This window comes from Saccharothrix isguenensis, from assembly GCF_052936305.1.
Genome location: NZ_CP193626.1, coordinates 2323155 through 2347503, shown reverse-complemented (window position 1 = coordinate 2347503; position 24349 = coordinate 2323155). Strand labels below are relative to the sequence as shown.

Genomic DNA, 24349 nt, shown 5'->3' with positions numbered 1-24349 from the left:
TACCCATCACCCTGTCGTGCTAATCGCGTCGAACGACAGCGCGAAGTGGTTCAAGGTGGTCGGGAACGGCGCGTGCAGCGTCGGCACGTCGAGGTGGTCCCGCAGGGTGTCGAGCATGGTGCCGGCCGCGACCAGCACGAGATCGCGACCCGGGCACACGCCCGGCCCACCGCTGAACGGCACCAGCGCCGGTTCGGGCGGCGCGGGCCAGATGTCCGGCGCGTACTCGTCGGCGTAGGGCAGCCGGTTCCGGTCGCGGTGGAAGTACGGCGTGAACACGACGAACGTGGTGCCGGCGGGCAGCCAGGTGCCGTGCCAGTGCGTCGGCTCCGTGCTCTCCCTCAGGATCACCGGCGTGGTCGGCCAGAGCCGCGCCGACTCCCAGATCCCGGCCTGGCCGGAGCCGCCGATCGCCAGCGCCCGCATGGTCACGATGCCCGCCGCGTCGAACGCGAACAGCCAGTGCGGCGCCTGCTCCGCCACCTCGTCGGCGGGCGCGAGGCTCGCCAGGCTGCCCGGCTCACCCCGTTCCACGTGCCCGCGCAACCGGTGCTCGAACCGCTTGCGCAGCCCCTCGCGGCGCGGGCGCAGGTAAGCCCAGTTCGCGTGGCCCCGCAACGTCTTCAGCATGTCGGTGAGCTCGATGTCCTCCCGCGCGAACGAGCCGAGCACGATCCGCCGCGCCGCCCGCCACCACGACTGCGCGAACGAGTCCCACGTGAGGCCGCCGGTGCTCCGGACGTGCCGCAGCAGCAGGTCCGCCTCGTCCGCCACGATCCCTTCCACGTCGATCTTCCCGGGCCGCAGCACGTCGTCGTTCACCGCACGGCGCCGCGCGCGCTCCTCCCCCGTCGAGATCAGCACGCCGTGCGGCTGGAAGTGCGCCAGCGCGGCCTTCTTCTCGCGGGTGGCCAGGGCGAACGGCGAGGGCGAGTCGGCCAGCAGCCGCGAGACGTCCACCGGGTCCAGCAGCAGCGCGATGCTGCGCCCGGTCACGCTGAGCCGCAGCGGTTCCGGGCCGTACCGCTCCCGGAACCGCATCATCGTGGCCACGGCCACCGCGTCCGCCCGCATCTTCTCGGCCAGCGCCTGCACCGGCGGTCGGCGCACGATCACGCCCTTGGCGAGCGTCGGCAGCAGCACCTTGGCGAACGCCCTCCCGGTGTCGAGTCGGGAGGCTACGGCCACGATCCCTCCTCGGCGTGCGCGACCACGAGCTCACGAACCTCGCACCCCGCGGGCTGGCTCAGCGCGAACACGATCGCGTCGGCCACCCGCTCCGGCGGGTTCAGCTTGCTGTCGTCCGGCGGCCGGTACTGCTCGGCCCGGTCGTCGAAGAAGTGGGTGCGCATCCCGCCGGGGACGACCAGCGTCACGCCGACCCGCCCGGCGGTCTCGGCCGCCAACGCCCGGGTGAAGCCGACCACGCCGAACTTCGAGGCGCAGTACGCCGTCGCGTCGCTGACCGCGCGCAGCCCGAGCGTCGACGCGATGGTCACCACCCGGCCGCCGTCGAGCATCGGCAGCGCCGCTCGCACCACGGCCGCGGTGCCGAGCAGGTTCACCATCACCACCCGGTCCCAGTCGGCACCGGACACCTCGTCCAGCCGGCCGCACGCGTCCGTGCCCGCCGCCGTCACCACCGCCCGCAGGCCGCCGTTGCGCTCGGCGATCGCCCGCACCGCGCGTTCCGCCGCCCTGGTGTCCGACAGGTCCACCGACTCGAAGTCGGCCACCTCGGCGGACGACGGCGCGGCCTTGTCCAGCACCAGCGGGCGTCCGCCCAGCTCGTGCACCGCGTGCACCACCGCCGCGCCCAACCCGGACGCGCCTCCCGTCACCAGCACCTGACCCAGCATCAGCCCCTCCTCGACAGCATCTCGGTGGTCGAACGTCCCCGGTGGTAGGGCACGACGACGGTGCGCCCGCCCCAGCCCGCCACGAGGTCCGCCTCCGGCAGCGACTCCACCGAGTAGTCGCCGCCCTTGACCCACACGTCCGGTCGCAGATCGGCGAGGACGCGGTCCGGCGTGTCGTCCTCGAACACCACCACGTCGTCCACGCAGCCCAGCGCGCGCAGCACCTCCACCCGGTCCTGCTGCTTCGTGACGGGTCGCTCCGGACCCTTGAGCCGGCGCACGGACGAGTCGGAGTTCAGGCACACCACCAGGCAGTCGCCCAGCGCGCGGGCGGCCCGCAGCGTCCGGACGTGGCCCGCGTGCAGCAGGTCGAAGCACCCGCCGGTAGCGACGACCACACCACCGCGCGCCCGCACCGCGTCCACCGTGGACACCTGGTCGAGGTGCCGGAAGCCGGACGCGCCGCCGCAGCGGAGGAACTCGGCAGCCGACGTCACCGCGTCGGCCACCGCGTCGTCCATCGCCGCGCCGCCCATGAGCCGGGCCGCGGCGGTCACCGCGAACCGGTCGCCCGCGCCGCACGGGTCGACCACCGGCACGCGCGGCGCCGGCACGGCGACCGGCACACCGCCGCCGTGCAGCAGCGCGCCGTCCCCTCCGAGCGTCACCACCACCGCCCGCGCCCGCCACCGCTCACGCAGCACCCGCAACGCGTCCAGCGGGTCGCCGCGCCCGCTGAGCGCCTTCGCCTCGGACGCGTTCGGCGTCACGAGCCGAGCGCCGGGCACCGGCTCCGGACCGCGCGGGTGCGGGTCCCACACCACCGGGCGGCGGGCGAGCACGCCGCGCAGCCGTTCGTCGCGCACCAGGCCGCGCCCGTAGTCGGAGACGAGCACGAAGTCCGCCTCCAGCACCGCGTCCAGCATGTCGTCGGTGGCCTGCGGCGTGCCGGACCCGCCGCCGCGGTCCAGCCGGGCGATCGACTGGTCACCGCACCGCAGCCGCGTCTTGACCGACGTGGGCGCGGGCGACGGCCCCAGCACGCACGGCACGTGCGCCAGCTCGTCCCTCAGCCGCTGTCCGTCCTCGTCGTCGGCCACCGCGCTGACCAGGGTCACGTCCACCCCGTCCGCCGCCGCCAACGCCGCGGCCAGACCGGCGCCACCGGGCCGGGCGCGCTCCTCCGTCACGTCCAGGACAGGCGCGGGCGCGTCCGGGCACAACCGCTCGGCACTGCCCAGCACGTCGATGTCGAGCAACGAGTCACCCACCACGACGAGCTTCACGAGACCCTCCGCTCCGACGCCGGCAGAGCTGCTTCGAGAGCCGCGCACAGGGCGTGCACGGCGACCAGTTGCGCCTCCTGGACGTTGGCCGGGTCGCCCGGCAGCGCCAGGACCTCGTCCACCGCCTCGGCCAGCGGGTTCGGGGCCGGGCCGGTCATCGCCCACACGTGCGCGCCCGCCACCCGGCCCGCCTTCGCGGCCTCGATCAGGTTCGGGCTGCGCCCGCTGGTGGAGAGCAGCACGACCACGTCCTGCGGCCGGGCGTGCGCGGTGACCTGGCGGGCGAACACCTGGTCGTAGCCGTAGTCGTTGCCGATCGCGGTGACGCTGGACGATTCCGCGCACAGCGCGATCGCGGAGAACGGCCGACGGTCGTCCCGGAACCGGCCCACCAGCTCGGCGGTCAGGTGCTGCGCCTCGGCGGCCGAACCGCCGTTGCCCGCCGCGAGCAGCCGGCCTCCGTCGGTGAGCCGACGGGCCAGCACGCCACCCCAGCGGGTCAACCTGGGCGCCTGGGCGCGCAGCCCGGCCAACGACTGGGCCAGTCCGTTCAAGTGTGTCTCGACGGTCATCGCGCACCTCCCACGGCCACGGCTTGCCCCACCGTGACCCGCTCGTAGACTCGTTCGGTGTCGGCCGCGATCCGGTTCCACGTGTAGCGCACGCCGACCCGGTCGAGGCCCGCGATGCCGCACGCCTCCCGCCGGGCCTGGTCGGTCAGCAGCGAGTGCAGCGCGCGGGCCAGCGCCGCCGGGTCGCGCGGCGGCACGAGCACGCCCGTGACGCCGTCCACGACGGTGTCGGTGAGGCCGCCGACCGCGCTGGCCACCACCGGCACGCCGCAGGCCATGGCCTCCAGCGGCACGATGCCGAACGGCTCGTACCAGGGCACGCACGCCACCACGTCCGCCGAGCGCAGCAACGCGGGCATCCCGTCCCGCGAGACCTGCCCGGCCAGCACCAGCCGGTGCCGCACGCCGACGCGCTCCGCGTGCTCCGCCAGGCGCTGCGCCTCCGGGTCGGCGTCGACGTCCACCGGACCGCCCGCGATCACCAGTTCCGCGTCGGGCAGCGACCGCAACGCGCTGATCAGGTCCTGGAAGCCCTTGCGCGGCACCAACCTGCCGACCGACACGATGCGGTGCGGGTAGCGCCGCCGGTCGCTCGGGCCTTCCGGTCGGAAACGGGCCGGGTCGACCCCGCACGGCACCACGGAGATCCGGGACCGGCGCACGCCCATCCGCATCAGCTCGGTGACCTCGTCGTCGCACGTCGCGGCGATCCGGTCGGCCTCCCGCCCGATCATCCGCTCGATCCCGATCCGCTCGGCCGGGCTGGTGTCGTCGGCGCCCTGGTGGCGGCGCTTCACCGTGCCCAGGGCGTGGTAGGTCTGCACGACCGGCACGCCCGCCTTGCGCGCGGCGAGCACCGAGGCCAGGCCGGACATCCAGAAGTGCGCGTGCACGACGTCCGGCCGCTCCTCGTACCACTGCTGCTCCAGGAACCGGGCGAATTCGCCCATGTGCGTCAGCAGCTCGTCCTTCGGCACCGCGCACGCCGGACCGGCGGGCACGTGCACCACGTCGTAACCTTGTTCGGTACGCACCCGCTCGGGCAGCGCCGGATCGTCGCGACGGGTGTAGACCACGACGTCATGGCCGCGTGCCGACAGGGCCGCGGACAGGGCGGCCACGTGCACGTTCTGCCCCCCGGCGTCGACACCTCCCAGGGCGGCCAGCGGGCTGGCGTGTTCGGACACCATCGCGATCCTCATCCGCTCACTCCTGTCAACAACCGGTCCCAACTCCGCAGGAAGGCGTCGAGCCCGTACCGTGCCAGGGCGAACTCCCTGGCCTGCTTCCCCTTCTGCCTGGCCAGCGCCGGGTCGGCCACCAGCTCGGCCACCCCCCGCACCAGCTCGTCCACGTCGGTGGACACCACACCCGCCTCGGGCGGGACGGCACGCACCACTTCCGTGCACGCCAACGCCACCACGGGCATCCCCAGGTGCATCGCCTCGATCAGCGACAGCCCCAAGGACGTCCAGCGGACCGGGTGCAGGTAGAGGCGCCTCAGCGCCAGTTCCCGGTGCAGCGATTCCAAGTCGTGATCGCCCCGGCCCATGTCGCCCAACTTGCGGGTGCGCATGCCGTAGACGTCCAACGGGGCCGCTTCGGCGAACCTCGGCAGGAGGTCCGTGCCGACCACCCGGCCGCGGCGGATGGGGTCGTTGACCACGACGGCGGCGCGGGCCAGTTCACCCGTGTACCGCGGGCCCGGGTCCACCACGCCGTGCTCGACGACCACCGTGCGGGTGGTCCCGCAGTCCCACATCAGGTCGTTGAAGTGCGTGACGTGCACGATCGTGCCCGACCAGTCCTTGAGCGGGTGGACCTGGTTCGGGTACTTCGGCGTGTTGTGCTCCAGGTAGAGCACCGGGATGCCGACGGGCACCAGGCCGACCTCTTCCGGCCGTTGCAGCACCGCGACGTCGGCCCCCACGTCGGCGAGAGCCGCTTCGGGCACCCGGATCTCGCGTGCGGCGGGCCAGTCGCGGCCGGCCAGCCCGATGCCCTCCGGCGGTCCGGGGATCAGGTACTCGTGTCCGCCCCGGACGAACGCGTTCGTCCACGAGCCGTGCACGTGCCACAGCAGGATCTTCACGTCCGCACCCCCACGAGTTCGGAGACGGCGGTGACGACCCGGTCGGGTGTCACCCGGTTCAGGCACGGGTGGCCGGGGACCGGGCACTCGCGGGCGCGGGTATCCCGGCATGGCGCGTTCTGGTCGCCCAGCAGCACGTGCGGACCGTGCGGCGCCCACCGACCGGCGGGCACGACGGGCGCGAACAACGACACGACAGGCGTGCCGACGGCGACGGCGAGGTGGGCCGGCCCCGTGTTGCCGACCACCACCGCGTCCGCGCGGGCCAGCAGCCCGGCCAGTTCGGCGAACGTCGTCCGGCCGCCGAGGTCGACGCCGTCCGTGCCCGCCACGTACTTGGTCAGCGCCGTCTCGCCCGGCCCGCCGGTGACCAGGACCCGGTGGCCGGCTTCGACGAGCGCGGTCACCGTCCGTGCGCACCGGTCCGGGGCCCAGGCCCGCGCGGGCACCGACGCACCGGGGTGCAGCACGACGTACGGCCCGATCTCTGTCGTCTCCGGCGGTGTGACGATCGCCAACCGACCGTCGTCCCCCGGTGGCAGCTCGAAACCGGCGGCGCGTGCCACCTCCAACGCGCGCTCGGCCTCCGGGATGTCGGGGTCGTCGCGCAACCGGACGTCCACCAACGAACCCGGGTAGTCCGTCGAGCGGGCAACGACTTTCGGCACGCCGGCGAGCTTCAGCAGCAGCGCCAGCGGCAGCGGGCTCTGGTGGAACGACGTGAGGATCAATGCCACGTCGGCGCGAATTCCCCTGAGCAGGGCCACGATCCCTTCGACGTCGGCGCTCCGGACCTCCGGCGCGGGGTTCGAGATCCACGGGCAGTCCCAGCGCACCACCCGCTGCACACCGGGCAGCAGTTCCGCCGCCTGCGCGCCGGAATGCCCGCACAGCAGCACGACTTCGCCCGACCGCGCGGCGGCGCGGACCGCCGGACCGGCGAGCAGCACGTCGCCGTCGCTGTCGAGCCGGGCCACGAGTGTCCTCATAGGACCATCGCCAAAGCGGAGACGAGGTCGGGCGCGGTGTGCGGCGCGCGCTCGACCTCCTCGGGCCGGGTCACCGGTGTGGGCACCAGGATGGGGACGGCACCCGCCGCGAGCGCGGCTTCGACGTCCGCGCCGATGTCACCGATGAAGTAGGTGCGTTCGGGCCGGGCCTGGATCGCGTCACACGCCCGGAGGATCATCGTCGGCGCGGGTTTGCGGCAGTCACAGCCGTCATCGGGGTGGTGCGGGCACACCTGCCAGGTGCCGAACCGACCGAGCAGTTCCTCGACCCGCGCGTTCACCGCGTCGACTTCGGCGGTGGTGAGCAGACCGCGGCCGACACCGGACTGGTTGCTGACGACTCCCGTGCGCACTCCGTGAGCGCGCAAGGCGCGCAGGAACTCGTGCGCGCCCGGCATCGGCCGCACCCGTTCCGGGTCGCCGTTGTAGGGCACGTCCCTGATGAGCGTGCCGTCGCGGTCGAAGAGAACCGCATCGGGGTACTGGTCCACAGAGGAGAGTTAGCCGGTGCGAAGAGAAGCAAACACTTCTCGACGAACCGCTACTCACCGTCACCCCGTAGTGCGCCGGCATAAGTGTGGACACCGCTCGGACGGGTACCCGAGTGTCGAACTCGATTCCCGATGGAGAGGTTGTTGCAGTGACGACGATCGAGAAGTCCGTGGACGTCGAGGTCCCGGTCACGACCGCGTACAACCAGTGGACGCAGTTCGAATCGTTCCCGCAGTTCATGGAGGGCGTCGAGCGCATCACGCAGGTGACACCCACCCGCACCCACTGGGTCACCAAGATCGGCGGCGTGACCAGGGAGTTCGACGCGGAGATCACCGAGCAGCACCCGGACGAGCGGGTGGCCTGGCACACCGTGGACGGCCCGCCGCAGGGCGGCGTGGTGACGTTCCACCGGCTGGACGCGCACAGGACCCGGGTCCACGTCCAGATGGAGTACGACCCCCAGACGCTCACCGAGAAGGCCGGCGCGGCGATCGGCCTGGTCGACCACCGGGTGTCCGGCGACCTCGAGCGGTTCAAGGAGTTCATCGAGGGTCGGGGCGGCGAGACCGGCGCGTGGCGAGGCGACGTGAGCCGCCCGCCGCAGGCCGGCGAGACCCGTCACGACCTGCCGGACGGCGGACGCCCGGGGGATCCGCTGCAATGAGCGCGGGGGCGGTAGCCGCGGAGACGGAGTTGGGCACGCCCGCCGATTCCGCGGCCCGTCCGCCGGTCGACGGCAGTCGACCGTCCCGCCCGTTCAGTGCAACGCAGCGCATGGGAAAGGCCCGTGAGGTTCACGGGCCTTTCCCATGCGCCGAGTGCTTCGACCGGTGCTCCTAGCCGTCCCTCAGCCGGTCGAACAGCTGCCTCACCGACTGCCGCAACGCGGAGGCCGCGTCACCGAGCAGCGAACCGACGTCACCGCCGTCCTGCGCGGGCCGGTCCTGCTCCCCCGGGGCGGGTCCCGGGCTCACGTCGAGGTCCAGCAGCTCGCGCAGCACCTCCAGCACCACCTCCGGGTGGCCCAGCGGCACCGGCGCGGCGAACGTCTGCACCGAGCTGATCAGCCCTTCGTGCCGCCGGACCAGCTCACCCACCTCCGCGCCGGCCGCCGCGCCCGCCACCAGGTGCACCGGCACCCCGCGGTCGACGAACTCGGCCAGCACCTCGTCCACCTCGCGCCACGGCTCGTCCGTCGCGGGCAGCCGGCACCACATGACCTGGAGGTACTCGGTCAGCGGTCGCCACGTCCCGGGCAGGTCGCCGTGCCTGCCGACACCGGCCGGGTCCAGCACGACCACCGCCGGCGCGTCGGGCGGCCCGGCCCACACCACGGACGGCCCCTCGGTCCTCTGCTCTTCCATGCGGCTACACCTCCACCACAGCGGGTTCCACGCAATAGACGGTGTACGCGGACCGGATGACCGGTTGTGCGACGTTCCGCACCCGCACCCCGCCCGGGGTCATGCCGTGCTCCACGCCGAAGTGCGCGTGCCCGTGCACCGCCAGGTGGGTGTCGGTGGAGTCGATCGCCTCACCCAGCAGGTAGGAGCCGAGGAACGGGTAGATCTCCGGCGGTTCGCCGCGCAGCGTGTCGGGCACCGGCGCGTAGTGCGTCAAAGCCACCTTCACGTCGGTGTCCAGGCCCTCCAGCGCGACCCGCAGCGACTCGGAGATCTCGGTGGTGTGCCGGATGAACGCCTTCATCTCCGGCTCGCCGAACGCGCTGCCGCACTTGCCCGCGAACCCACCCCCGAAACCCTTCACCCCGGCGACGCCCAACGTGTGGCCGTCCACGGTCACGGTGGCGGTCTCGCCCTCCAGCACGGTGATGCCCGCGTCCCGGAGCACCGTGGTGACCTCGTGCGGCTGGTCGTCGTGGTGGTCGTGGTTGCCCAGCACGGCGATCACCGGCACGGCCAGGCCGCCGAACTCGTCGGCCACCACCCGCGCCTCGGACACCGTGCCGTGCCGGGTCAGGTCGCCGGCCAGCAGCAGCACGTCCGCCTGCTCGCCGAGCTGGTCCAGCGCGGGACGCATCCGACCTCGCGCGTCCTCGCCCAGGTGCACGTCACCGACGGCGGCGATGCGGATCATCGAATCTCCTCTCGGCCGACCGGGGCGTCGGACGGCACCACTTTCACGTCGTCGAGCACGGTCAGCTCCGGCGCCACGTCGTGGATCACCGCTTCCAGCTCGGCGCGGCGGCCGGGGCTGGCCACGTCGCCGGACAGCAGCACGTGGTCACCGCGCACGGTCACGCGCACGCCCAGCTCGGTGGTGCGCGGGTCTTCGGCCAGCGCTTGGCGCAGCCGGGCGGCGAGATATTGCTCCGCGGTCATGAGGCGCTCCTCGTCAGCGAGGGTGGCAGGAGGTCGAGGCGTTCGACGAGCACCAGGAACGCCTCGGCGTAGGGAGAGTGCTTGGTCGCTTCGCGGACGTGCTCCCAGTCGATCTGCTCGCGCAGCGCGCGGGCGAACGGCAGCAGCTCGCTGAAGTCGCAGCGGTGCCCGTCGAGGACCAGCAGCTTGCTGATCATCACCTCCGTCGCGGGCATCACCGGCAGCGTCACCGAGCCGACGGCCAACTCCTCGGCCCGGCCCAGCGTCTCGTCGGTCACGGGGATCTCGTTCGGCCGGAACAGCAGGTCCACCAGCGACTCGCCGTCGTAGACCTTCAGCAACCAGTCCTCGGGTGGGTTCGCGGCCCGCATGCCGGCCTCCACCAGCGCGGTCACCGCCGGTCCGGCATCCTGTTCGCGCACCAGGATGTCCACGTCGTGTTCCGTCGCCGGTCCGCCCCTCGCGTACACCGCGCACCCGCCCGCGAGGGCGAACGGGATGTCGTGCGCGCGCAGGGCTTTGGCGACCTTCGTCAGGGTGCGCAGCAGCTCGTCTTGGACACCGCTCATGCGGGGTGACTACCCGTCCAGGTCGATGTTCACACGGCAGGTAGGACGTCCGCGGACGGGGTAGTCCACCGGTATGACTGCCACACCTCCCGATCCCGACCCGGCGCGGACACCCGGTCTGGAGCCCGGCGGCGGGGTCGCGCCCGGCGAGACGCCGCCCGACTCCGGCCAGACCTCCGGCCTGTCCCACCCGCAGCCCATGCCGAGCCGGCGTGGCCCGATCATCACGCTGGTGGCGGTGCTGGTCGTGACCGCCTTGACGGTGGCGTTCATCGTGGCCCAGGTGATGGGCTGGACCAACCTGTTCGGAGGCTCCTGACCCGGCTCACGGGTGCAGCGGCGGGCTGGGCTGGAACCCCTCCTTGCGGCCGAGGCCGTCGAGGAGCTGCTTCAGCGTGTCCCGGGCGTTGTGGCGGGGTGACCAGCCGAGCCGGGCGAAGGCCTTGGTGGCGTCCAGCAGCGGCGCGGTGAGGGCCAGGTCGACCCAGCCGTGCGAGGTCGGCTGCAGGCGCAGGCGCCAGCTGATCCGCGCGGCGGTGCGCAGGGCGGTCGGCGGGATCGGGACGTGCCGGGTGCCCATCACCTCGGCCAGCACCTGAGGCGTCACGACCGGGTCCGAGACCAGGTTGAACGCGCCTTCGGCCTTCGTGGCGAGGATCTTCACCAGGGCGTCCGCGACGTCGTCGGCGTGCACGAACTGGAGGACCATCGAGCGCGGCAGCGGCAGCACCGGCAGCCTCACCCTGAACAGGCCGTGCGGGACGAGCGGCCCCAGGAAGTACCGCTTGATCTCGGCCGCGGCGTCCGGTTGCAGGACCAGCCCGGGGCGGACGCGGGTCACGGGCAGGCTGGGGTGCTCGCGCTCGACCCGGTCCAGCAGGTGCTCCACGGCCGCCTTGTGCCGGCTGTAGTACGAGGTGGAGACGCCGTCGGTCGGCCAGCTCTCGTCCACGGTGTGGTCTTTCGCCGCCGGCGAGTAGGCGCCTACGGACGACATGTGCACCACGTGCCGGACCCCCGCCTTGACCGCCGCCTTGAACACGCGGTCGCTGCCGGCGACGTTCGTCCGGAACAGCACCCGTTCGTCGTGGCTGGGCTGGATCAGCCACGCCAGGTGCACCACCGCGTCCGCCCGTCGGAAGACGTCGACGAGCAGTTCCTCCGCCCCTTCGCGCCCCAGGTCGACCGGGGTCCACTCGATGTCGTAGGGCGGGCGGCTCTCAGGCGGTCGACGGGAGATCCCGTGCACGGTCATGTCCGGCTCGTCTCCGAGCCGGCGCAACAACGCGGTCCCCAGGTTTCCGGTAGCGCCGGTGACGACGATCCTCATACCCGCCGAATACCCACCCGCGCGCCGGGTCACCCACTCGACGGCGGTGCGGGGACCGGGCACTTCGCCAGGGCCAGGGCCGCCGCGTGGAGGTTCGACGCCATCGCCTCACCCGTGCTCCTCGACCGCATCGGGGCGCCTCCGCCTCCGGTCGGCCGACCGGAAGCGGAGGCGCGACCACCCCGACGATGCGTTGGCGTCCGGCTGTCCACCGTTGAGGGCTTCGGTCACCCGGCGCGACGAGTGGCCGACGGGGTGCCCCCGCACCTGGCGGCCCAGTTGCGGAGGCACCCCGTCAGGACTCAGCGGGTGGCGGTCAGCTCACGCACTGCGGCGTAGCGCTCCCGCACCCACGGCGTCGGCTCGGCCTCGACCGAGGTCGACGCCAGCTCCGACCAGATCGGCGGCGCGTCGGCGCCGCTCAACGCCCACGCCGCCTGCCTGGCCGCGCCGTCGGCCACGTACTCGCTCGGCGACGGGACGACCACCGGGCAGCCGAACACGGCGGGCGCCAGCCGCTGCACGGCGGGCATCCGGGCCGCACCGCCGATCAGCAGCACCCGGGACACCGGCAGACCCAGCGCCACCAGCGCGTCCATCGCATCGGCCAGGCTGCACAGCAGACCCTCGACCGCGGCACGCGCCAGGTGCGCCGAGGTCATCGTGTCCAACCGCAGACCGTGCAGCGCGCCGGTGGAGTCGGGCTTGTTCGGCGTCCGCTCCCCTTCCAGGTAGGGCACGAACACCAGCCCGTCCGCACCCGCGGGGGCGCTCAGGGCCAGGTCCGACAGCTCGGCCAGGTCGACCCGCAGCATCGCCGAGGTCGCGTCGAGCACCCGCGACGCGTTGAGCGTGCACACGAGCGGCAGGTGGCCGCCCTCGGCGTCGGCGAAACCGTTGACGATGCCGGTGCCGTCGGCGACGGGGTGCGGCGACCGCGCGAACGCGGTGCCGGACGTGCCGATGGACACCACCACGTCACCGGGCTGAGCCTGCACGCCCAGGCCCGCCGCCGCGTTGTCGCCCGCGCCCGCGCCGAACCGGCCCACCAGCTCGGCCGGACCCAGCACGCGCGGGACCGCGACGACCTTCCCCAGCGCCAGCTCCAGCAGATCGGGTCTGTAGTCCTCTGTGGACGGTGACCAGTAGCCGGTGCCGCTGGCGTCGCTGCGGTCGGTGGTCAGGGCGTCCAGGGACGTCCCGCCGGACAGCTTCCACGTCAGCCAGTCGTGCGGCAGGCACACCGCCGCCGTCCGGGCCACCGACTCGGGTTCGTGCCGCGCCAGCCACCGCAACTTGGTCACGGTGAGGGAGGCGACCGGCACGCTGCCGGTCGCCTCGGCCCACTTGCCCGGACCGCCCAGCTCGGTGATCAGGTCGGCCGCCGCCGCCGCGGAACGGGTGTCGTTCCACAGCAGCGCCGGCCGCACCACCTCGCCGGCGGAGTCCAGCGTCACCATGCCGTGCTGCTGCGCCCCCACCGAGACGGCGTCGACGTCGTCCAGGCCGCCCGCGTCCGCGATGGCCGTCCGGAGGGCGTCCCACCACTCGGAGGGGTGCACCTCGGTGCCCGTCGGGTGCGCCGCACGTCCTTGCCGCACAAGGGCGCCGGTGTCCGCGTCGCGCACCACCACCTTGCACGACTGGGTGGACGAGTCGACGCCCGCGACGAGCGCCATCAGCGCGCGCCCAACAGGTGTTCGGTCGCCAGCTGGCCCAGGCGCACGAACCCGAAGCCGCGCTCGGCGGCGACGTCCGGGTCGATGTCCTCGCCCTTGAGGAAGTCCGCGATGGACTCGCCCTCGTCGAGCGTCGGCTCGGCCAGCTCGTACACGCCGCTGGTCTTCAGCGCCTCCTGCACCTCCGGGTCGGCCCGGAACGCCGCGGCGCGCTCGCGCAGCAGCTGGTACGTGCGCATGTTGGCCGCCGCGCTCGCCCACACGCCGTCCAGGTCCTCGGTCCGCAGCGGCTTGTAGTCGAAGTGCCGCGGGCCTTCGTAGCCGCCGCTCTCCAGCAGGTCGACCAGGAAGAACGCGGACAGCAGGTCGCCCTGGCCGAACACGAAGTCCTGGTCGTAGCGCGGGCCCTTCTGGCCGTTGAGGTCGATGTGGAAGAGCTTCTTCTGCCACAGCGCCTGGCCGATGCCGTGCACGAAGTTGAGGCCCGCCATCTGCTCGTGGCCGACCTCGGGGTTCACGCCGACCAGCTCGTGGTGCTCCAGCGTCGAGATGAACGCCAGGGCGTGGCCGATCGTGGGCAGCAGGATGTCGCCGCGGGGCTCGTTCGGCTTGGGCTCCAGCGCGAAGCGGAAGCCGTAGCCCTGGTCGACCGAGTACTGCGCGACCGTGTCGACGGCCTCGCGGTAGCGGTCGAGAGCGGCGTGCACGGGCTTGCCCGCGTCCACCTCGGAGCCCTCGCGACCACCCCACATCACGATGGTCTCCGCGCCGAGCTCGGCCGCGAGTTCGAGGTTGCGCAGCACCTTGCGCAGCGCGAACCGGCGCACCGAGCGGTCGTTGCTGGTGAAGCCGCCGTCCTTGAACACCGGGTGGGTGAACAGGTTGGTGGTCACCATCGGCACGACCATGCCGGTCTCGTCCAACGCCGCGCGGAACGCGGAGACCCGCCTGCCCACCTCGGCGGCGTCCGAGCCGAAGGGGAACAGGTCGTCGTCGTGGAACGTGATGCCCCAGGCACCCAGTTCCGAGAGCTTGCGCACCGCGAGCGGCGCGTCCAACACGGGGCGGGACGCGTCACCGAACGGGTCGCGTCCCTGCCAGCCAACCGTCCACAGGCCGAAGCTGAACTTGTCCACGAGGGCACCTCCAATAAGTTTGATGCCTGAACTTATCTCACTCGGCCGCTAGTATCCAGTGGGTGTCCCGACCACAGCCAGCCAGTCAGCGGACCGTGCGACGGCACAACTCCGCCCTCGTGCTCGACGCCATCGCCGACGCGCCCGGCTCGTCCCGCGCGGCCGTGGCCGCCCGCACCGGCCTGACCAAGGCGACGGTGTCCAGCCTCGTCGACCGGATGATCGGCGCCGGGCTCGTGGCCGAGGGCGAGGCGCAGGCCAGGTCCGGTCCCGGCCGGCGTGGCACCGCCCTGCACCTGGCACCCACCGGACCGCACGGGCTCGGGGTCGAGATCGGGGTCGACTACCTGGCCACGTGCCTGGTCGACCTCACCGGGCGGGTGCGGGCGCGGTGGCTGCGGCCCAGCGACAATCGTGCCTCCTCCCCCGCCCGCGTGCTGGCCAAGGTCGCGGCGGCGGTGCGGACGGCGGCGCGCGAGGAGGTGCCGATCGGCGGGGTCGGCGTGGCCGTGCCGGGCCTGGTGGAGGTGGCCGGCGGGTCGCTGCGGGTCGCGCCGAACCTGGGGTGGCGCGAGGTGGACGTGCGGGGCGAGCTGACCCGCCGGATGGCGCTGGACGTGCCGGTGCTGGTCGGGAACGAGGCGAACCTGGCCGCGCTGGCCGAGCTGTGGCACGGCGACGTGGACGCGGACTTCCTGCACATCTCGGGTGAGATCGGCATCGGCGCCGGGATCGTGGTCGGCGGCGCGCTGTTCGAAGGGCTGTCCGGGTTCGGCGGCGAGATCGGCCACCTGTCCGTCGACCCGCGCGGGCCGCAGTGCGCGTGCGGGTCGCGGGGGTGCCTGGAGCGGCTGGCGGGGCAGGACGAGATCGTGCGCGCGTCGGGCGTCACCGGTGTGGACGAGCTGCTGGCGCGGCTCGCGGCGGGTGACCGGACGGCGACGACGGCGGTGCGCACGGCGGCGAAGTGGCTCGGCGTGGCGCTGTCGGGGGCGGTGAACCTGCTGGACCTGCCCACGGTGGTCCTGGGCGGCACCTACGCCCGGCTTGAGCCGTGGCTCCGGGGGCCCCTGCACGCCGAACTGGACCGGCGCGTGGTGAGCGCCGAGTGGTCCCCGGTCCGCGTGGTCGCGTCCTCGCTGGGCGCCGAAGCTGCCGTCCGGGGAGCCGCCACCACGGCCGTCCGCGCCATCCTGGCCGACCCCGACCTGTACGTGACGTCCGTCCTCGCCTGACCGAAGGGGCAGCGCGCTTCACCCGAATGCACGCGTCCGATGTGGCCGCGTGCCGGGCCGTCGTCTGTCAGCCTGGATGCCACGTTTGGCGATGCGCGCGACGGTGCGCACAATCGGCAGTGACTGGGCGGGGGTGGACCGGTGCCGCGTGGAGAGCGTCCGTTGGACGTCGGCGACAGCCCGTTGCTCAAGTTCGCCGCGGACCTGCGGTCGTTGCGGGACCGGGCGGGCGGGTGCAGCTACCGGCAGCTGGGAGCCCGCGCCCACTACTCCGCGACGACGCTGTCGGACGCGGCGGGCGGGCGGCGGCTGCCGACGCTCGCGGTGACGCTGGCCTACGTGCGCGCCTGCGAGGGCGACGTCGACGAGTGGGAGGACCGCTGGCACCAGGTCGCCGCCGAGGTGCTGCCCCACCCGGAGCCGAGCCCCGACGAGGGCCACCCGCCGTACGCCGGTCTGGCCGCCTACGGCACCGAGGACGCCGAGTGGTTCTTCGGCCGCGACCACCTGCTGGACGACCTGGAGCAGCGCATCGCGCACCGGCGGTTCGTCGCGGTGTTCGGGGCGTCCGGCGCGGGCAAGTCGTCCCTGCTGCGCGCGGGCCTCGTGCCGCGGGTCGAGGGCCGGGTCGTGGTCACCACGCCCAGCGGGCACGACGAGCCCGAGGTCGCCGCCGACCTGCTGATCGTGGACCAGTTCGAAGAGGTCTTCACCCTCTGGCAGGACGCCGACCAGCGCACCGCGTACATCGACGCCCTGCTGCACGCCCCGTACAAGGTCGTGCTCGGCGTGCGGGCGGACTTCTACGGGCACTGCGCGCACCACCCGGCGCTGGTGGAGGCGCTGACCGACGGCCAGCTGCTGCTCGGGCCGATGGGTCCGGAGGAACTGCGCCAGGTGATCATGCAGCCCGCCGTGAAGGCGTCGTGCACGGTCGAGACGGCCCTGGTGTCCCGGCTCATCGCGGACGCCACCGGCCAGGCGGGCGTGCTGCCCCTGGTGTCCCACGCCCTGCTCGAAACGTGGCGGCGGCGGCGCGGCACCACGCTGACGCTGGCCGGGTACGAGGCGGCGGGCGGCATCCAGCACGCGATCGCGCAGACCGCCGAACGCACCTACACGTCGTTGGAGAAGCAGCAACGGGCGCTGGCGCGGCAGGTGTTCCTGCGGCTCACGGCGCTGGGCGACGGCACCGAGGACACCAAGCGCCGGCTGCCGCGCACGGAACTCGACCACGACGTGGACGTGGACGTGGTGCTCGACCGCCTCGCCCACGCCCGGCTCCTCACCCTGGACCGGGACAGCGTGGAGATCGCGCACGAGGCGCTGATCCGATCCTGGCCGAGGCTCAAGAGCTGGCTCGCCGAGGACCGGGACGGGCTGCGCACCATGCGGCAGCTCACCGAGGCCGCCGCCACGTGGGACTCGCTGGACCGCGACCCGGACGCGCTGTACCGGGGCACGCGGCTGGACACCGCGGTCGAGTGGACGCAGCGCAACGGCGTGCGCACCAGCGCCCAGGAGCGGGACTTCCTGGCCGAGAGCCTCCGCGCCCGCGACCGGGAACGCGAGCTCGCCCACCGACGCACCCGCAGGCTCCGGCAGCTGGTCGCTTTACTGGCCGTGCTGCTCATGCTGACGGGCACCGCCGTGGTGCTCGCGATCAAGGCGCAGAACGAGTCCGCCGCCGGCTGGCGGTCGTCCGCCGCCTGGTACGTGGCCAACCAGGCGCAGGCGCTGCGCGGGAGCGACCCGAGGCTGGCCGACCAGCTCGCCATCGCCGCCTACCAGCTCAACCCCTCCGACGACCTGCGTGACGGCGTGCTCAGCGCGCACGCGGCGAGCGCCCAGGACATGGTCAGCCGCTCGGCGTTCCCGTCCGGCCAGGGCCTGAGCCCGGACGGCCTGCCGCGGCCGAACGCGCGGGTGCCCACGCCCGCCAACGACTCCACCTACCTCCCGCTGGGCCGGCGCACGAACCCGAGCGCGTCGGTCACGTCGATGGCCGTCAACGCCGTGGAACAGGCGTTCGCCACCACGCTGGAGGGCCGCACGGGCCGGGTCTGGGACGTCACCGACGCCATCTCACCGGAGGTGGCGCACACGTTCGGCTTCCCGGTGCGCGGGATCGCCCTCGACCCGGCGGGCGCGCGCACCCTGGTCACCGTGTCGGACGTCGGCGACGTCGCGGTGTGGGACTGGTCGGGCCCGACCCGGCCGGTGGCGAAGTCCCGCCTCGCCGGCCACCCGCGCCCGGTCAGCGGCGTCGCCTACAGCCAGGACGGGCAGATCGTCGTCACCTGGGACGACGCGGGCACGATCCGGTTGTGGGACGTGCGCGACGCGGTGCGCCCGGTGCGGATCGGGCAGTTGGAGACGGCCCGGGAGATCACCGCGATCGCGCTGTCGCCGGACCACCACACGCTCGCGGCCGGGTTCGCCGGCGGCCTGGTCCGGATGTGGGACCTCGCCAAGCAGTGGGCGCCCAGGGAGACGTGGACGGGCAAAACCCACCCGGAGTCGGTCCGGGCGCTGGGCTTCCGGCCCGACGGCCGGGCGCTGGCCACCGTCGGCAAGGACGACAAGGTGTCGCTGTGGGACGTGTCGGACCGCGCCCACCCGGTCGAGCGGGGCCGGATCAGCTGGAGCACCGCCGGCGTGCACGGGGTGGCGTTCGGCAACACCCCGACCCAGGTGATCACGTCGAACTCCAACGGCACGACCCGCTACTGGGAGTTCGACTTCGACACCGCCGTCGCGGCGATGTGCTCGGCGGTCGAGGTGCACATCTCGCGCGAGGAGTGGCAGCAGTACGTGGCCGCCGTGGGCGCGTTGCAGTACAGCCGGCCGTGTGCGTGATCGTCGCGTGAGATGCGGCCGGACAGGCGCGGACCGATAATCGGGGCGTGACGATGCCGCGCGACAACGACCGGAACGAAGCGCTGCCCACGACCCCGATACCGACCGGCCACCCGCAGGCGGCGGGTCCGCAGGACACCGGGTCGGGCGCGGTCGAGCCCGTGCCGCCGGTTCCGTCCGGCGAGCCGGACCGGCCTCGGCAGAAGCTCAAGCCGACCAGGATCAGCGGCACGTGGGTCGCGGTGCTGGCGTCGATCGTGGTGCTGATCGTGCTGCTGGTGTTCATCCTGCAGAACCTGGGCGGCATCACGATCCACTTCATGGGCGCGGCGGGCACGCTCCCACTGGGCGTGGCGCTGCTGTTCGCGGCGATCGCCGGCGCGATCTTGGTGGCCCTGGTCGGCGCAGCCCGGATCACGCAGCTGCGCCGCCAGGCCAAACGAGGGCTGCGCTAGACCGGAGAACAGGTCAAACCGTTCAGCGAGAAGCGGGTGGGTGCGACGTTGCTGCCCTGCCAGCTCGCCTGGAATCCGAATTCCACCGAGCCTCCCGGCTGAATGGTCGCGTTCCAACCCTCGTTGGTCACCGTCACGGCGGCGCCGGACTGCGACGCCTTGCCGTTCCAACTGTTGGTGATCTTCTGGCCGTTGTCGAACGACCAGCCCAGGTTCCAGCCCGTGATGGCGCCGACGCCCCGGTTGGTGATCCTCACCGAGCCGGTGAAGCCACCGCCCCACTGGCTGCCGACCGCGTACCGCACCGAGCAGTCGCGCGGTGGCGGCTGGTCCGTGACGGTGGTGGTCGACCCAGTGGTGGTCGTGGTTGTGGTGGTCGTGGTGGTCGTGGTCGTGCTGGTGGTGGTGCCGGTCGCGCCGCTCGGGTCCGCGACGAGGATGCCCCGCCCGTTCGTGCCCAGGTAGACCCGCCCGAAGACGCGCGGGTCGCCGGTGATCGCCTCACCCATGTTCCCGTACTGGTGGGCGTCGTCGTTGATCCGCAGCCAGGACCGGCCAACCCCGTCGGTGGCCCGGTGAACACCGGTCTTGCCGTCGATGGTCAGCACCGCGTAGAGCGTGGGGTACGTCTTGTCGCCCTCGGGCTTGCCGAAGCCGATGTTGACGCCGGACGTGACCCCGGCGATGGCGGTGACCGTCCGGCCGGAGTCGGTCGAGCGGAACAGCCCGCCGTCGCCGACCAGCCAGAGGTCGCCCTCGTGGCCCGGCACCGCGTGCAGCTTGCCCACGTCCGCGGTCGCGCCCGCCGTGAACGTCGCGCCGCCGTCCGTGCTCACGTAGACGGTGTCGTCGGCCAGGCCGTAGAACTTCCTCGGGTCGACCCGGTCGGACTCGACCACCGCGCCCGCCGGGATGCCGGTGGACGGCGCCCAGGTGGTGCCGAAGCCCACCGAGTAGTGGACCGCCGCGCCGGCCGGGCTCCACACGAACCGGCTGCCGTCGGCCGCCGCCGCGACCGTGCCGCCACCCGTGACGCCGCCGGGCTCGCTGCCCGCGAACCAGTTCGCGCCGCCGTCGGTCGAGAACGCCACGTGCGCCGGGCCGTCCACGTTGCCGGAGCGGACCACCACCGACGGGTTCGCCTCGGCGAAGTCCAGGCTGGTGGTCGAGGTGAAGTTCGGCTGCTGGAACATCATCGGCGGGACCTTGGTGACGTCCGTGTGCCGGAACCCGCCGATGTCACCCAGGGCGCTGATCAGCGGCGCGCCCACGGGCGGGCTGATCAGGTCGAGCACCGCGGTCTCCTCCAGCCCCGCGGCGGTCGGCTTGAGCGTGATCTGACCGCCTTCGTCCCACTTCAGCAGGTCCGTGGTGCCGTAGATGGTGGCGCCCGTGCCGTACATCATCCGGTTGGAGTCGAACGGGTCGATCTCCAGCGACTCCACCATCCAGCCCAGCTTCGGGCTGACCTCCGGCGGCGCCGGGTTCGCGCCCCAGCTCAGCCACGGGGACGACGTGATGTCCATCTTGTAGCGGAAGCTGCGGTTGGGGTAGCTGGTGAAGTCCCAAGCCCGTGTCCACGTCGCGCCGCCGTCCGTGCTGCGGAAGATGACGATGTCCGGCCACCAGGAGATCTGGGTGGTGACCATCAGCGTGCCCGGGTTCTGCCGGTCGATGGTCAGACCGCTGTAGCCGAAGTGGTTGTCCGCGCTCGACGACGGCACCGGGCTGATCCGCGTCCACGCGCCGGTGGCGGTGTCGTGCTTCCACACGTCGCCCTTGCCGCCGTCGTACGGGCCGCCGGTGTCGCTGGTGGCCAGGTAGAGGAAGCCACCCTCGGCGTCCAGCTCGCCCTGGTGCGCGATGTACCCGGTCGGCTGGCCCGCCAGCCTGGTCCACGTCGCGCCCGCGTCCGTGCTCCGGTAGACCGTGTTCTCCTTGTCGGCGACACCCACGTAGATCGTCCGGCTGGGGCTGCCCGCCGTCGACGACCGCGGGTCGTAGGTCACCCAGACCACGCCCTGGATGTCGTTGGAGTAGCCGTTGGCGTCATCCGGGTCGGCGACGTAGTTGCCCGGGTTGGGGAAGCTCGCCACCTGCGCCCACGTCGCGCCGCTGTCGGTGCTGCGCCACAGGCCCTTGCCGCTCGGCGCGCCGAAGTACAGCACCCGCCCGTCGTTCGGGTCGACCGACAGCCGCTCGCCCATGCCGCGGCCGGGCATGTTGCCACCGACCTTGAACGGCAGCTCGGTGCGCTGCCAGGTCTTGCCGCGGTCCGAGGAGCGCAGGATTGCGCCGTTGTGCGGATCCCAGCTGTTGGTGTACATGCCGACCGCGGCGTACACCTTGTCGGCGTCCACCGGGTCCGGCGCGATGCTCGCCACGCCGTTGTAACCCCACTCGTCCCAGCCGACCCAGTCCAGCAGCGGGATCCAGCGGCCGGTGGACTGGTCCCACCGGTACGCGCCGCCGATGTCGGTGCGGGCGTAGATCAGGTCCTTCTCCGCCGGGCTGAACACGATGCCGGGTACGAACCCGCCGCCCGCGATCTCGACGTTGCGCCAGTTGTGCGGCAGCTCGGGCGCGGCGACGGCGGCGGGCTGCGCGGCCGGGCTCGTCGCGTTGGACACCAGGACGACACCCAGGGCGGCCACGGCCGCGGTCGTCAACGCCAGAAGCCGTCGTCTCATCTTCGCTGCGCTCCTTTGCGCGGGAGGGAGGAGGCGGTGGGCGAGAGTGATCCGCCTCCCCCCGGCTTGCGGGGCGTTCTGGGAGCGCTCCCAGAGCCGCAAGGGCGACCGTAGCCAGGCCGGCGAGGCGGCGGCAAGGACCCCCCGCTACGCCATCCGAGTGAAGTGCCGGGTGTGATCAGCCGGCCGGTGTCGAATTCGTCGAACGGCCCGCGGAAAAACCGTCGAAGCGATTCGAAAAGCCGCGCCCCGGACGTGCGTCCGGGGCGCGGCTTGACCGACGAGACGACTCAGGCGCTCGTACGGGTGACCATCGAGGTCGGCAGGAGCAGGAACGGCGGCAGGTTCTCCTCGCCGGCCAACTCCGCCATCAGCCGCCACGTCATGGTGCGCCCCAACTGCTCCACGTCCTGGCGGATCGTGGTCAGCGGCGGCACCGCGGTGGAGGCGATCATCAGGTCGTCGAACCCGACCACGGCGACGTCCTCGGGCACCTTCTTGCCGTGCGCGTGCAGCGTCTGCAACGCGCCCAGCGCCATGATGTCCGCGCCGACGAACACCGCGTCCAGGTCAGGCGCCCTCTTCAGCAGGTCGGCCATCGCTGCCGCACCGCTCTCGGGGGTGTAGTCCGAGTACGCGACCAGGTCCGTGTCGAACCGGGCCTGGCTCAACCCGCGCTTCCACCCGGACAACCGGTCCATGCCCACCGCCATGTCGCGCGGACCGGCGATGGTGCTGATCCGCTTGCGACCCAGGGAGACCAGGTAGCGAGCGGCCTCCATGGCGCCGTTGAAGTTGTCCGAGTCCACATAGGGCACGCCGCCCGCGCCGAGCGGCCTGCCGCAGACCACCGTCGGCAGGCCCGCGTCGGCCAGCGTGCGGGGCAGCGGGTCCTGGCCGTGCAGGCTGATCACCAGCACGCCGTCCACGTGACCGCCGCACAGGTAGTTCACGAGGTCCTGCTCGTCGCCCTCCTTGCTCATCATGAGGACGAGCTGGACCCGCTTGCCCGCCAGCTCGGCGTGCACACCGCGGAGCACGCCGGCGAAGAACGGGTCGTTCAGCACCCGGCTGCCGTGCTCGGACACGACCATGGCGATGCAGTTCGCCCGGCTGCCCGCGAGGGTCCGGGCCGCCTGGTTCGGGCTGTACCCGAGCTTGCCGATGGCCTGGTGGACGGCCTCGCGGGCCCGTGAGCTGACGTACGGTTCGCCGTTGATCACCCGGGACACGGTCGACTTGGACACCCCGGCGGCACGAGCGACCTCCTCCAGCCGGGTGTTGGGTCGTCGTGCCTTGGGTGGATCAACGGCATCCGTCACGGAGCGACCGTCGCGGTGAGAGCGTTGCCACGGGCAACCTGCGAGTACCACATGGCGCTCATCTTAGGCGTCCGGACCTGGGTCTCGTAGTCGACATGCACGATCCCGAACCGCTTGGCGTAGCCCTCGGCCCATTCGAAGTTGTCCATCAGCGACCACGCGAAGTAACCGCGGAGGTCGACACCGGCCTCGATGGCCGCGTGCGCCGCCCTGAGGTGCGACTCGATGTAGCCGAGCCGCTCCGGGTCGTTGATGGAACCGTCGTCGTTGATGGAGTCGCGGTAAGCGGCGCCGTTCTCGGTGACGTACAGCGGAATGCTCGGGTAGTCCTGGTGCACCCGCGTGAGCACCTTGAACAGGCCGTCCGGCTGCACCTCCCAGTCCATGTCCGTGCGCGGCAGGCCGCGGCTCGGGAACGAGACGTGCTCCGCTCCCACCCACGGCGACCCGGTCGGGCGGCGGCCGTTGGTCTGGACCGGTGAAGCGGACGTTTCGGACTCGGGCTCGGGCGTGCCGCTGACGAAGTGCTCGGCGTAGTAGTTCACGCCCAGCTGGTCCAGCGGGGTGGAGATGATCTCCAGGTCGTTCTCGCGGATGTGCTTCGAGAAGCCGTACGGCTCGAGGTCCTCCACGATGTCGGCCGGGTACTCGCCCTTGAAGAGCGGGTCCAGGAAGATCCGGTTCTGCAGGCCGTCGAGCCGGCGCGCGGCGTCGAGGTCTGCCGGGTCGTCCGGGTTCGCCGGGATGATCGGGTACATGTTCAGCGTGATGCCGATCTTGGCCGCCGGCAGCTGCGACCGGATCGCCTCGGTGGCGAGCCCGTGCGCGAGCAGCAGGTGGTGCACGGCCGCGACGGCCGCTTCCGGCTCCTGGCGGCCGGGCGCGTGGACACCTGCGGCGTAGCTCAGCAGCGAGGAGCACCACGGCTCGTTGAGGGTGGTCCAGTTGGACACCCGGTCGCCCAGGGCGCCGACGACCGACTCGGCGTACTCGGCGAAGCGGTACGCGGTGTCCCGGTTCGCCCAGCCACCCGCGTCCTCCAGCGTCTGCGGGAGGTCCCAGTGGTACAGCGTGAGCCACGGGGTGATGTTCTTCTCCAGCAGCGCGTCGACCAGCCGGGAGTAGAAGTCCAGGCCGGCCTGGTTCACCGGACCCGCGTCCGGGCGCACCCGCGGCCACGCGGTGGAGAACCGGTAGGCCTGCAGGCCGAGGTCGGACATCAGCTGGACGTCCTCGTCCACGCGGTAGTAGTGGTCGGCGGCGGGGTCGCCCGTGTCACCACCCACCACCGCGCCCGGGACCTGGCAGAACGTGTCCCAGATGGACGCGGTGCGACCGTCCGCGGTGGTCGCGCCTTCGATCTGGAACGCCGCGGTCGCGGCGCCCCACACGAATCCCTCGGGAAAGGAAATCGACTC

The 24349-nt window shown here is 72.6% G+C and carries 23 protein-coding genes; 5 read left to right on the top strand and 18 right to left on the bottom strand.

Features of this window, described 5'->3' with window-relative positions:
• Positions 1-6: 6 nt before the first annotated feature.
• Genes ACRAKI_RS11305 through ACRAKI_RS11270 form a run of 8 tightly spaced genes read right to left on the bottom strand, consistent with a single transcriptional unit; the run spans position 7 to position 7310 of the window.
• Complete coding sequence (locus tag ACRAKI_RS11305; protein ID WP_447007010.1) at positions 7-1188, bottom strand: cytochrome P450; 1182 nt, start codon at positions 1186-1188, stop codon at positions 7-9.
• Positions 1179-1859, bottom strand: a complete 681-nt coding sequence (locus ACRAKI_RS11300) for an SDR family oxidoreductase (protein ID WP_447007009.1) — start codon at positions 1857-1859, stop codon at positions 1179-1181. Before ACRAKI_RS11300 ends, ACRAKI_RS11305 begins: the two co-directional genes overlap by 10 nt.
• Positions 1859-3145 carry a D-glycero-beta-D-manno-heptose 1-phosphate adenylyltransferase gene (gene rfaE2, locus ACRAKI_RS11295; protein ID WP_447007008.1) on the bottom strand — a complete coding sequence of 429 codons (1287 nt, stop codon included), beginning with the start codon at positions 3143-3145 and terminating at the stop codon, positions 1859-1861. The genes ACRAKI_RS11300 and rfaE2 overlap by 1 nt, the downstream gene beginning before the upstream one ends.
• The gene (locus tag ACRAKI_RS11290; RefSeq protein WP_447007007.1) at positions 3142-3717 is read right to left on the bottom strand and encodes a D-sedoheptulose-7-phosphate isomerase; all 576 of its coding nucleotides are present in this window, start codon (positions 3715-3717) and stop codon (positions 3142-3144) included. Before ACRAKI_RS11290 ends, rfaE2 begins: the two co-directional genes overlap by 4 nt.
• Positions 3714-4919, bottom strand: coding sequence for a glycosyltransferase (locus ACRAKI_RS11285; RefSeq protein WP_447007006.1), 1206 nt, complete (start codon positions 4917-4919; stop codon positions 3714-3716). The genes ACRAKI_RS11290 and ACRAKI_RS11285 overlap by 4 nt, the downstream gene beginning before the upstream one ends.
• Positions 4916-5809: a glycosyltransferase gene (locus tag ACRAKI_RS11280; protein WP_447007005.1), complete on the bottom strand. Its 894-nt coding sequence runs from the start codon at positions 5807-5809 to the stop codon at positions 4916-4918. The genes ACRAKI_RS11285 and ACRAKI_RS11280 overlap by 4 nt, the downstream gene beginning before the upstream one ends.
• Entirely contained in the window at positions 5806-6798 is a 993-nt protein-coding gene (locus tag ACRAKI_RS11275) for a glycosyltransferase family 9 protein (RefSeq protein ID WP_447007004.1), read from the bottom strand. The genes ACRAKI_RS11280 and ACRAKI_RS11275 overlap by 4 nt, the downstream gene beginning before the upstream one ends.
• Positions 6795-7310 carry a D-glycero-alpha-D-manno-heptose-1,7-bisphosphate 7-phosphatase gene (locus ACRAKI_RS11270; RefSeq protein ID WP_447007003.1) on the bottom strand — a complete coding sequence of 172 codons (516 nt, stop codon included), beginning with the start codon at positions 7308-7310 and terminating at the stop codon, positions 6795-6797. The genes ACRAKI_RS11275 and ACRAKI_RS11270 overlap by 4 nt, the downstream gene beginning before the upstream one ends.
• A gap of 149 nt (positions 7311-7459) precedes the next feature.
• Here ACRAKI_RS11270 and ACRAKI_RS11265 point away from each other — a divergent pair, with 149 nt between their 5' ends.
• On the top strand, positions 7460-7978 hold the full coding sequence (locus ACRAKI_RS11265; RefSeq protein WP_447007002.1) for an SRPBCC family protein: 519 nt from the start codon (positions 7460-7462) through the stop codon (positions 7976-7978).
• A 172-nt stretch (positions 7979-8150) separates the two neighbouring features.
• Here the strand turns inward: ACRAKI_RS11265 and ACRAKI_RS11260 are convergent, their stop codons facing one another.
• From ACRAKI_RS11260 to ACRAKI_RS11245, 4 genes are read right to left on the bottom strand one after another with little or no spacing between them, the layout of a single operon-like run.
• Positions 8151-8678, bottom strand: a complete 528-nt coding sequence (locus ACRAKI_RS11260) for a hypothetical protein (protein WP_447007001.1) — start codon at positions 8676-8678, stop codon at positions 8151-8153.
• A 4-nt stretch (positions 8679-8682) separates the two neighbouring features.
• Positions 8683-9411: a metallophosphoesterase family protein gene (locus tag ACRAKI_RS11255; RefSeq protein ID WP_447007000.1), complete on the bottom strand. Its 729-nt coding sequence runs from the start codon at positions 9409-9411 to the stop codon at positions 8683-8685.
• A complete protein-coding gene (locus tag ACRAKI_RS11250; protein ID WP_447006999.1) occupies positions 9408-9656 on the bottom strand; it encodes a BON domain-containing protein in 249 nt (82 codons plus the stop codon). The genes ACRAKI_RS11255 and ACRAKI_RS11250 overlap by 4 nt, the downstream gene beginning before the upstream one ends.
• Positions 9653-10225 (bottom strand): nucleotidyltransferase family protein, encoded by a 573-nt coding sequence (locus ACRAKI_RS11245; protein ID WP_447006998.1) that lies wholly within the window; start codon positions 10223-10225, stop codon positions 9653-9655. Before ACRAKI_RS11245 ends, ACRAKI_RS11250 begins: the two co-directional genes overlap by 4 nt.
• Before the next feature lie 73 nt (positions 10226-10298).
• Here ACRAKI_RS11245 and ACRAKI_RS11240 point away from each other — a divergent pair, with 73 nt between their 5' ends.
• The gene (locus ACRAKI_RS11240) at positions 10299-10544 is read left to right on the top strand and encodes a DUF6480 family protein (protein WP_447006997.1); all 246 of its coding nucleotides are present in this window, start codon (positions 10299-10301) and stop codon (positions 10542-10544) included.
• A gap of 6 nt (positions 10545-10550) precedes the next feature.
• On the opposite strand, the gene ACRAKI_RS11235 is transcribed toward ACRAKI_RS11240, so the two are convergent.
• The 3 genes from ACRAKI_RS11235 to xylA form a co-directional block, all read right to left on the bottom strand.
• Positions 10551-11555, bottom strand: coding sequence for an NAD-dependent epimerase/dehydratase family protein (locus ACRAKI_RS11235; RefSeq protein ID WP_447006996.1), 1005 nt, complete (start codon positions 11553-11555; stop codon positions 10551-10553).
• Between the two features lie 302 nt (positions 11556-11857).
• Positions 11858-13234: a xylulokinase gene (locus tag ACRAKI_RS11230; RefSeq protein WP_447006995.1), complete on the bottom strand. Its 1377-nt coding sequence runs from the start codon at positions 13232-13234 to the stop codon at positions 11858-11860.
• Complete coding sequence (xylA, locus tag ACRAKI_RS11225) at positions 13234-14370, bottom strand: xylose isomerase (protein ID WP_447006994.1); 1137 nt, start codon at positions 14368-14370, stop codon at positions 13234-13236. Before xylA ends, ACRAKI_RS11230 begins: the two co-directional genes overlap by 1 nt.
• 95 nt (positions 14371-14465) lie before the next feature.
• Between xylA and ACRAKI_RS11220 the strand changes: the two genes are divergently transcribed.
• The 3 genes from ACRAKI_RS11220 to ACRAKI_RS11210 all read left to right on the top strand — a co-directional run bounded on the left by ACRAKI_RS11220 (position 14466) and on the right by ACRAKI_RS11210 (position 18919).
• Positions 14466-15605: an ROK family transcriptional regulator gene (locus ACRAKI_RS11220; RefSeq protein ID WP_447006993.1), complete on the top strand. Its 1140-nt coding sequence runs from the start codon at positions 14466-14468 to the stop codon at positions 15603-15605.
• A gap of 141 nt (positions 15606-15746) precedes the next feature.
• Complete coding sequence (locus ACRAKI_RS11215; protein ID WP_447006992.1) at positions 15747-18464, top strand: nSTAND1 domain-containing NTPase; 2718 nt, start codon at positions 15747-15749, stop codon at positions 18462-18464.
• Positions 18465-18517: 53 nt separating this feature from the next.
• Positions 18518-18919: a LapA family protein gene (locus ACRAKI_RS11210; protein ID WP_447008389.1), complete on the top strand. Its 402-nt coding sequence runs from the start codon at positions 18518-18520 to the stop codon at positions 18917-18919.
• Here the strand turns inward: ACRAKI_RS11210 and ACRAKI_RS11205 are convergent.
• The 3 genes from ACRAKI_RS11205 to ACRAKI_RS11195 form a co-directional block, all read right to left on the bottom strand.
• Complete coding sequence (locus tag ACRAKI_RS11205) at positions 18916-21609, bottom strand: cellulose binding domain-containing protein (RefSeq protein WP_447006991.1); 2694 nt, start codon at positions 21607-21609, stop codon at positions 18916-18918. The genes ACRAKI_RS11210 and ACRAKI_RS11205 overlap by 4 nt on opposite strands.
• Before the next feature lie 290 nt (positions 21610-21899).
• Positions 21900-22931, bottom strand: coding sequence for a LacI family DNA-binding transcriptional regulator (locus ACRAKI_RS11200; RefSeq protein WP_447006990.1), 1032 nt, complete (start codon positions 22929-22931; stop codon positions 21900-21902).
• The gene (locus ACRAKI_RS11195) at positions 22928-24343 is read right to left on the bottom strand and encodes a GH1 family beta-glucosidase (protein ID WP_447008388.1); all 1416 of its coding nucleotides are present in this window, start codon (positions 24341-24343) and stop codon (positions 22928-22930) included. The genes ACRAKI_RS11200 and ACRAKI_RS11195 overlap by 4 nt, the downstream gene beginning before the upstream one ends.
• Positions 24344-24349 lie beyond the last annotated feature (6 nt).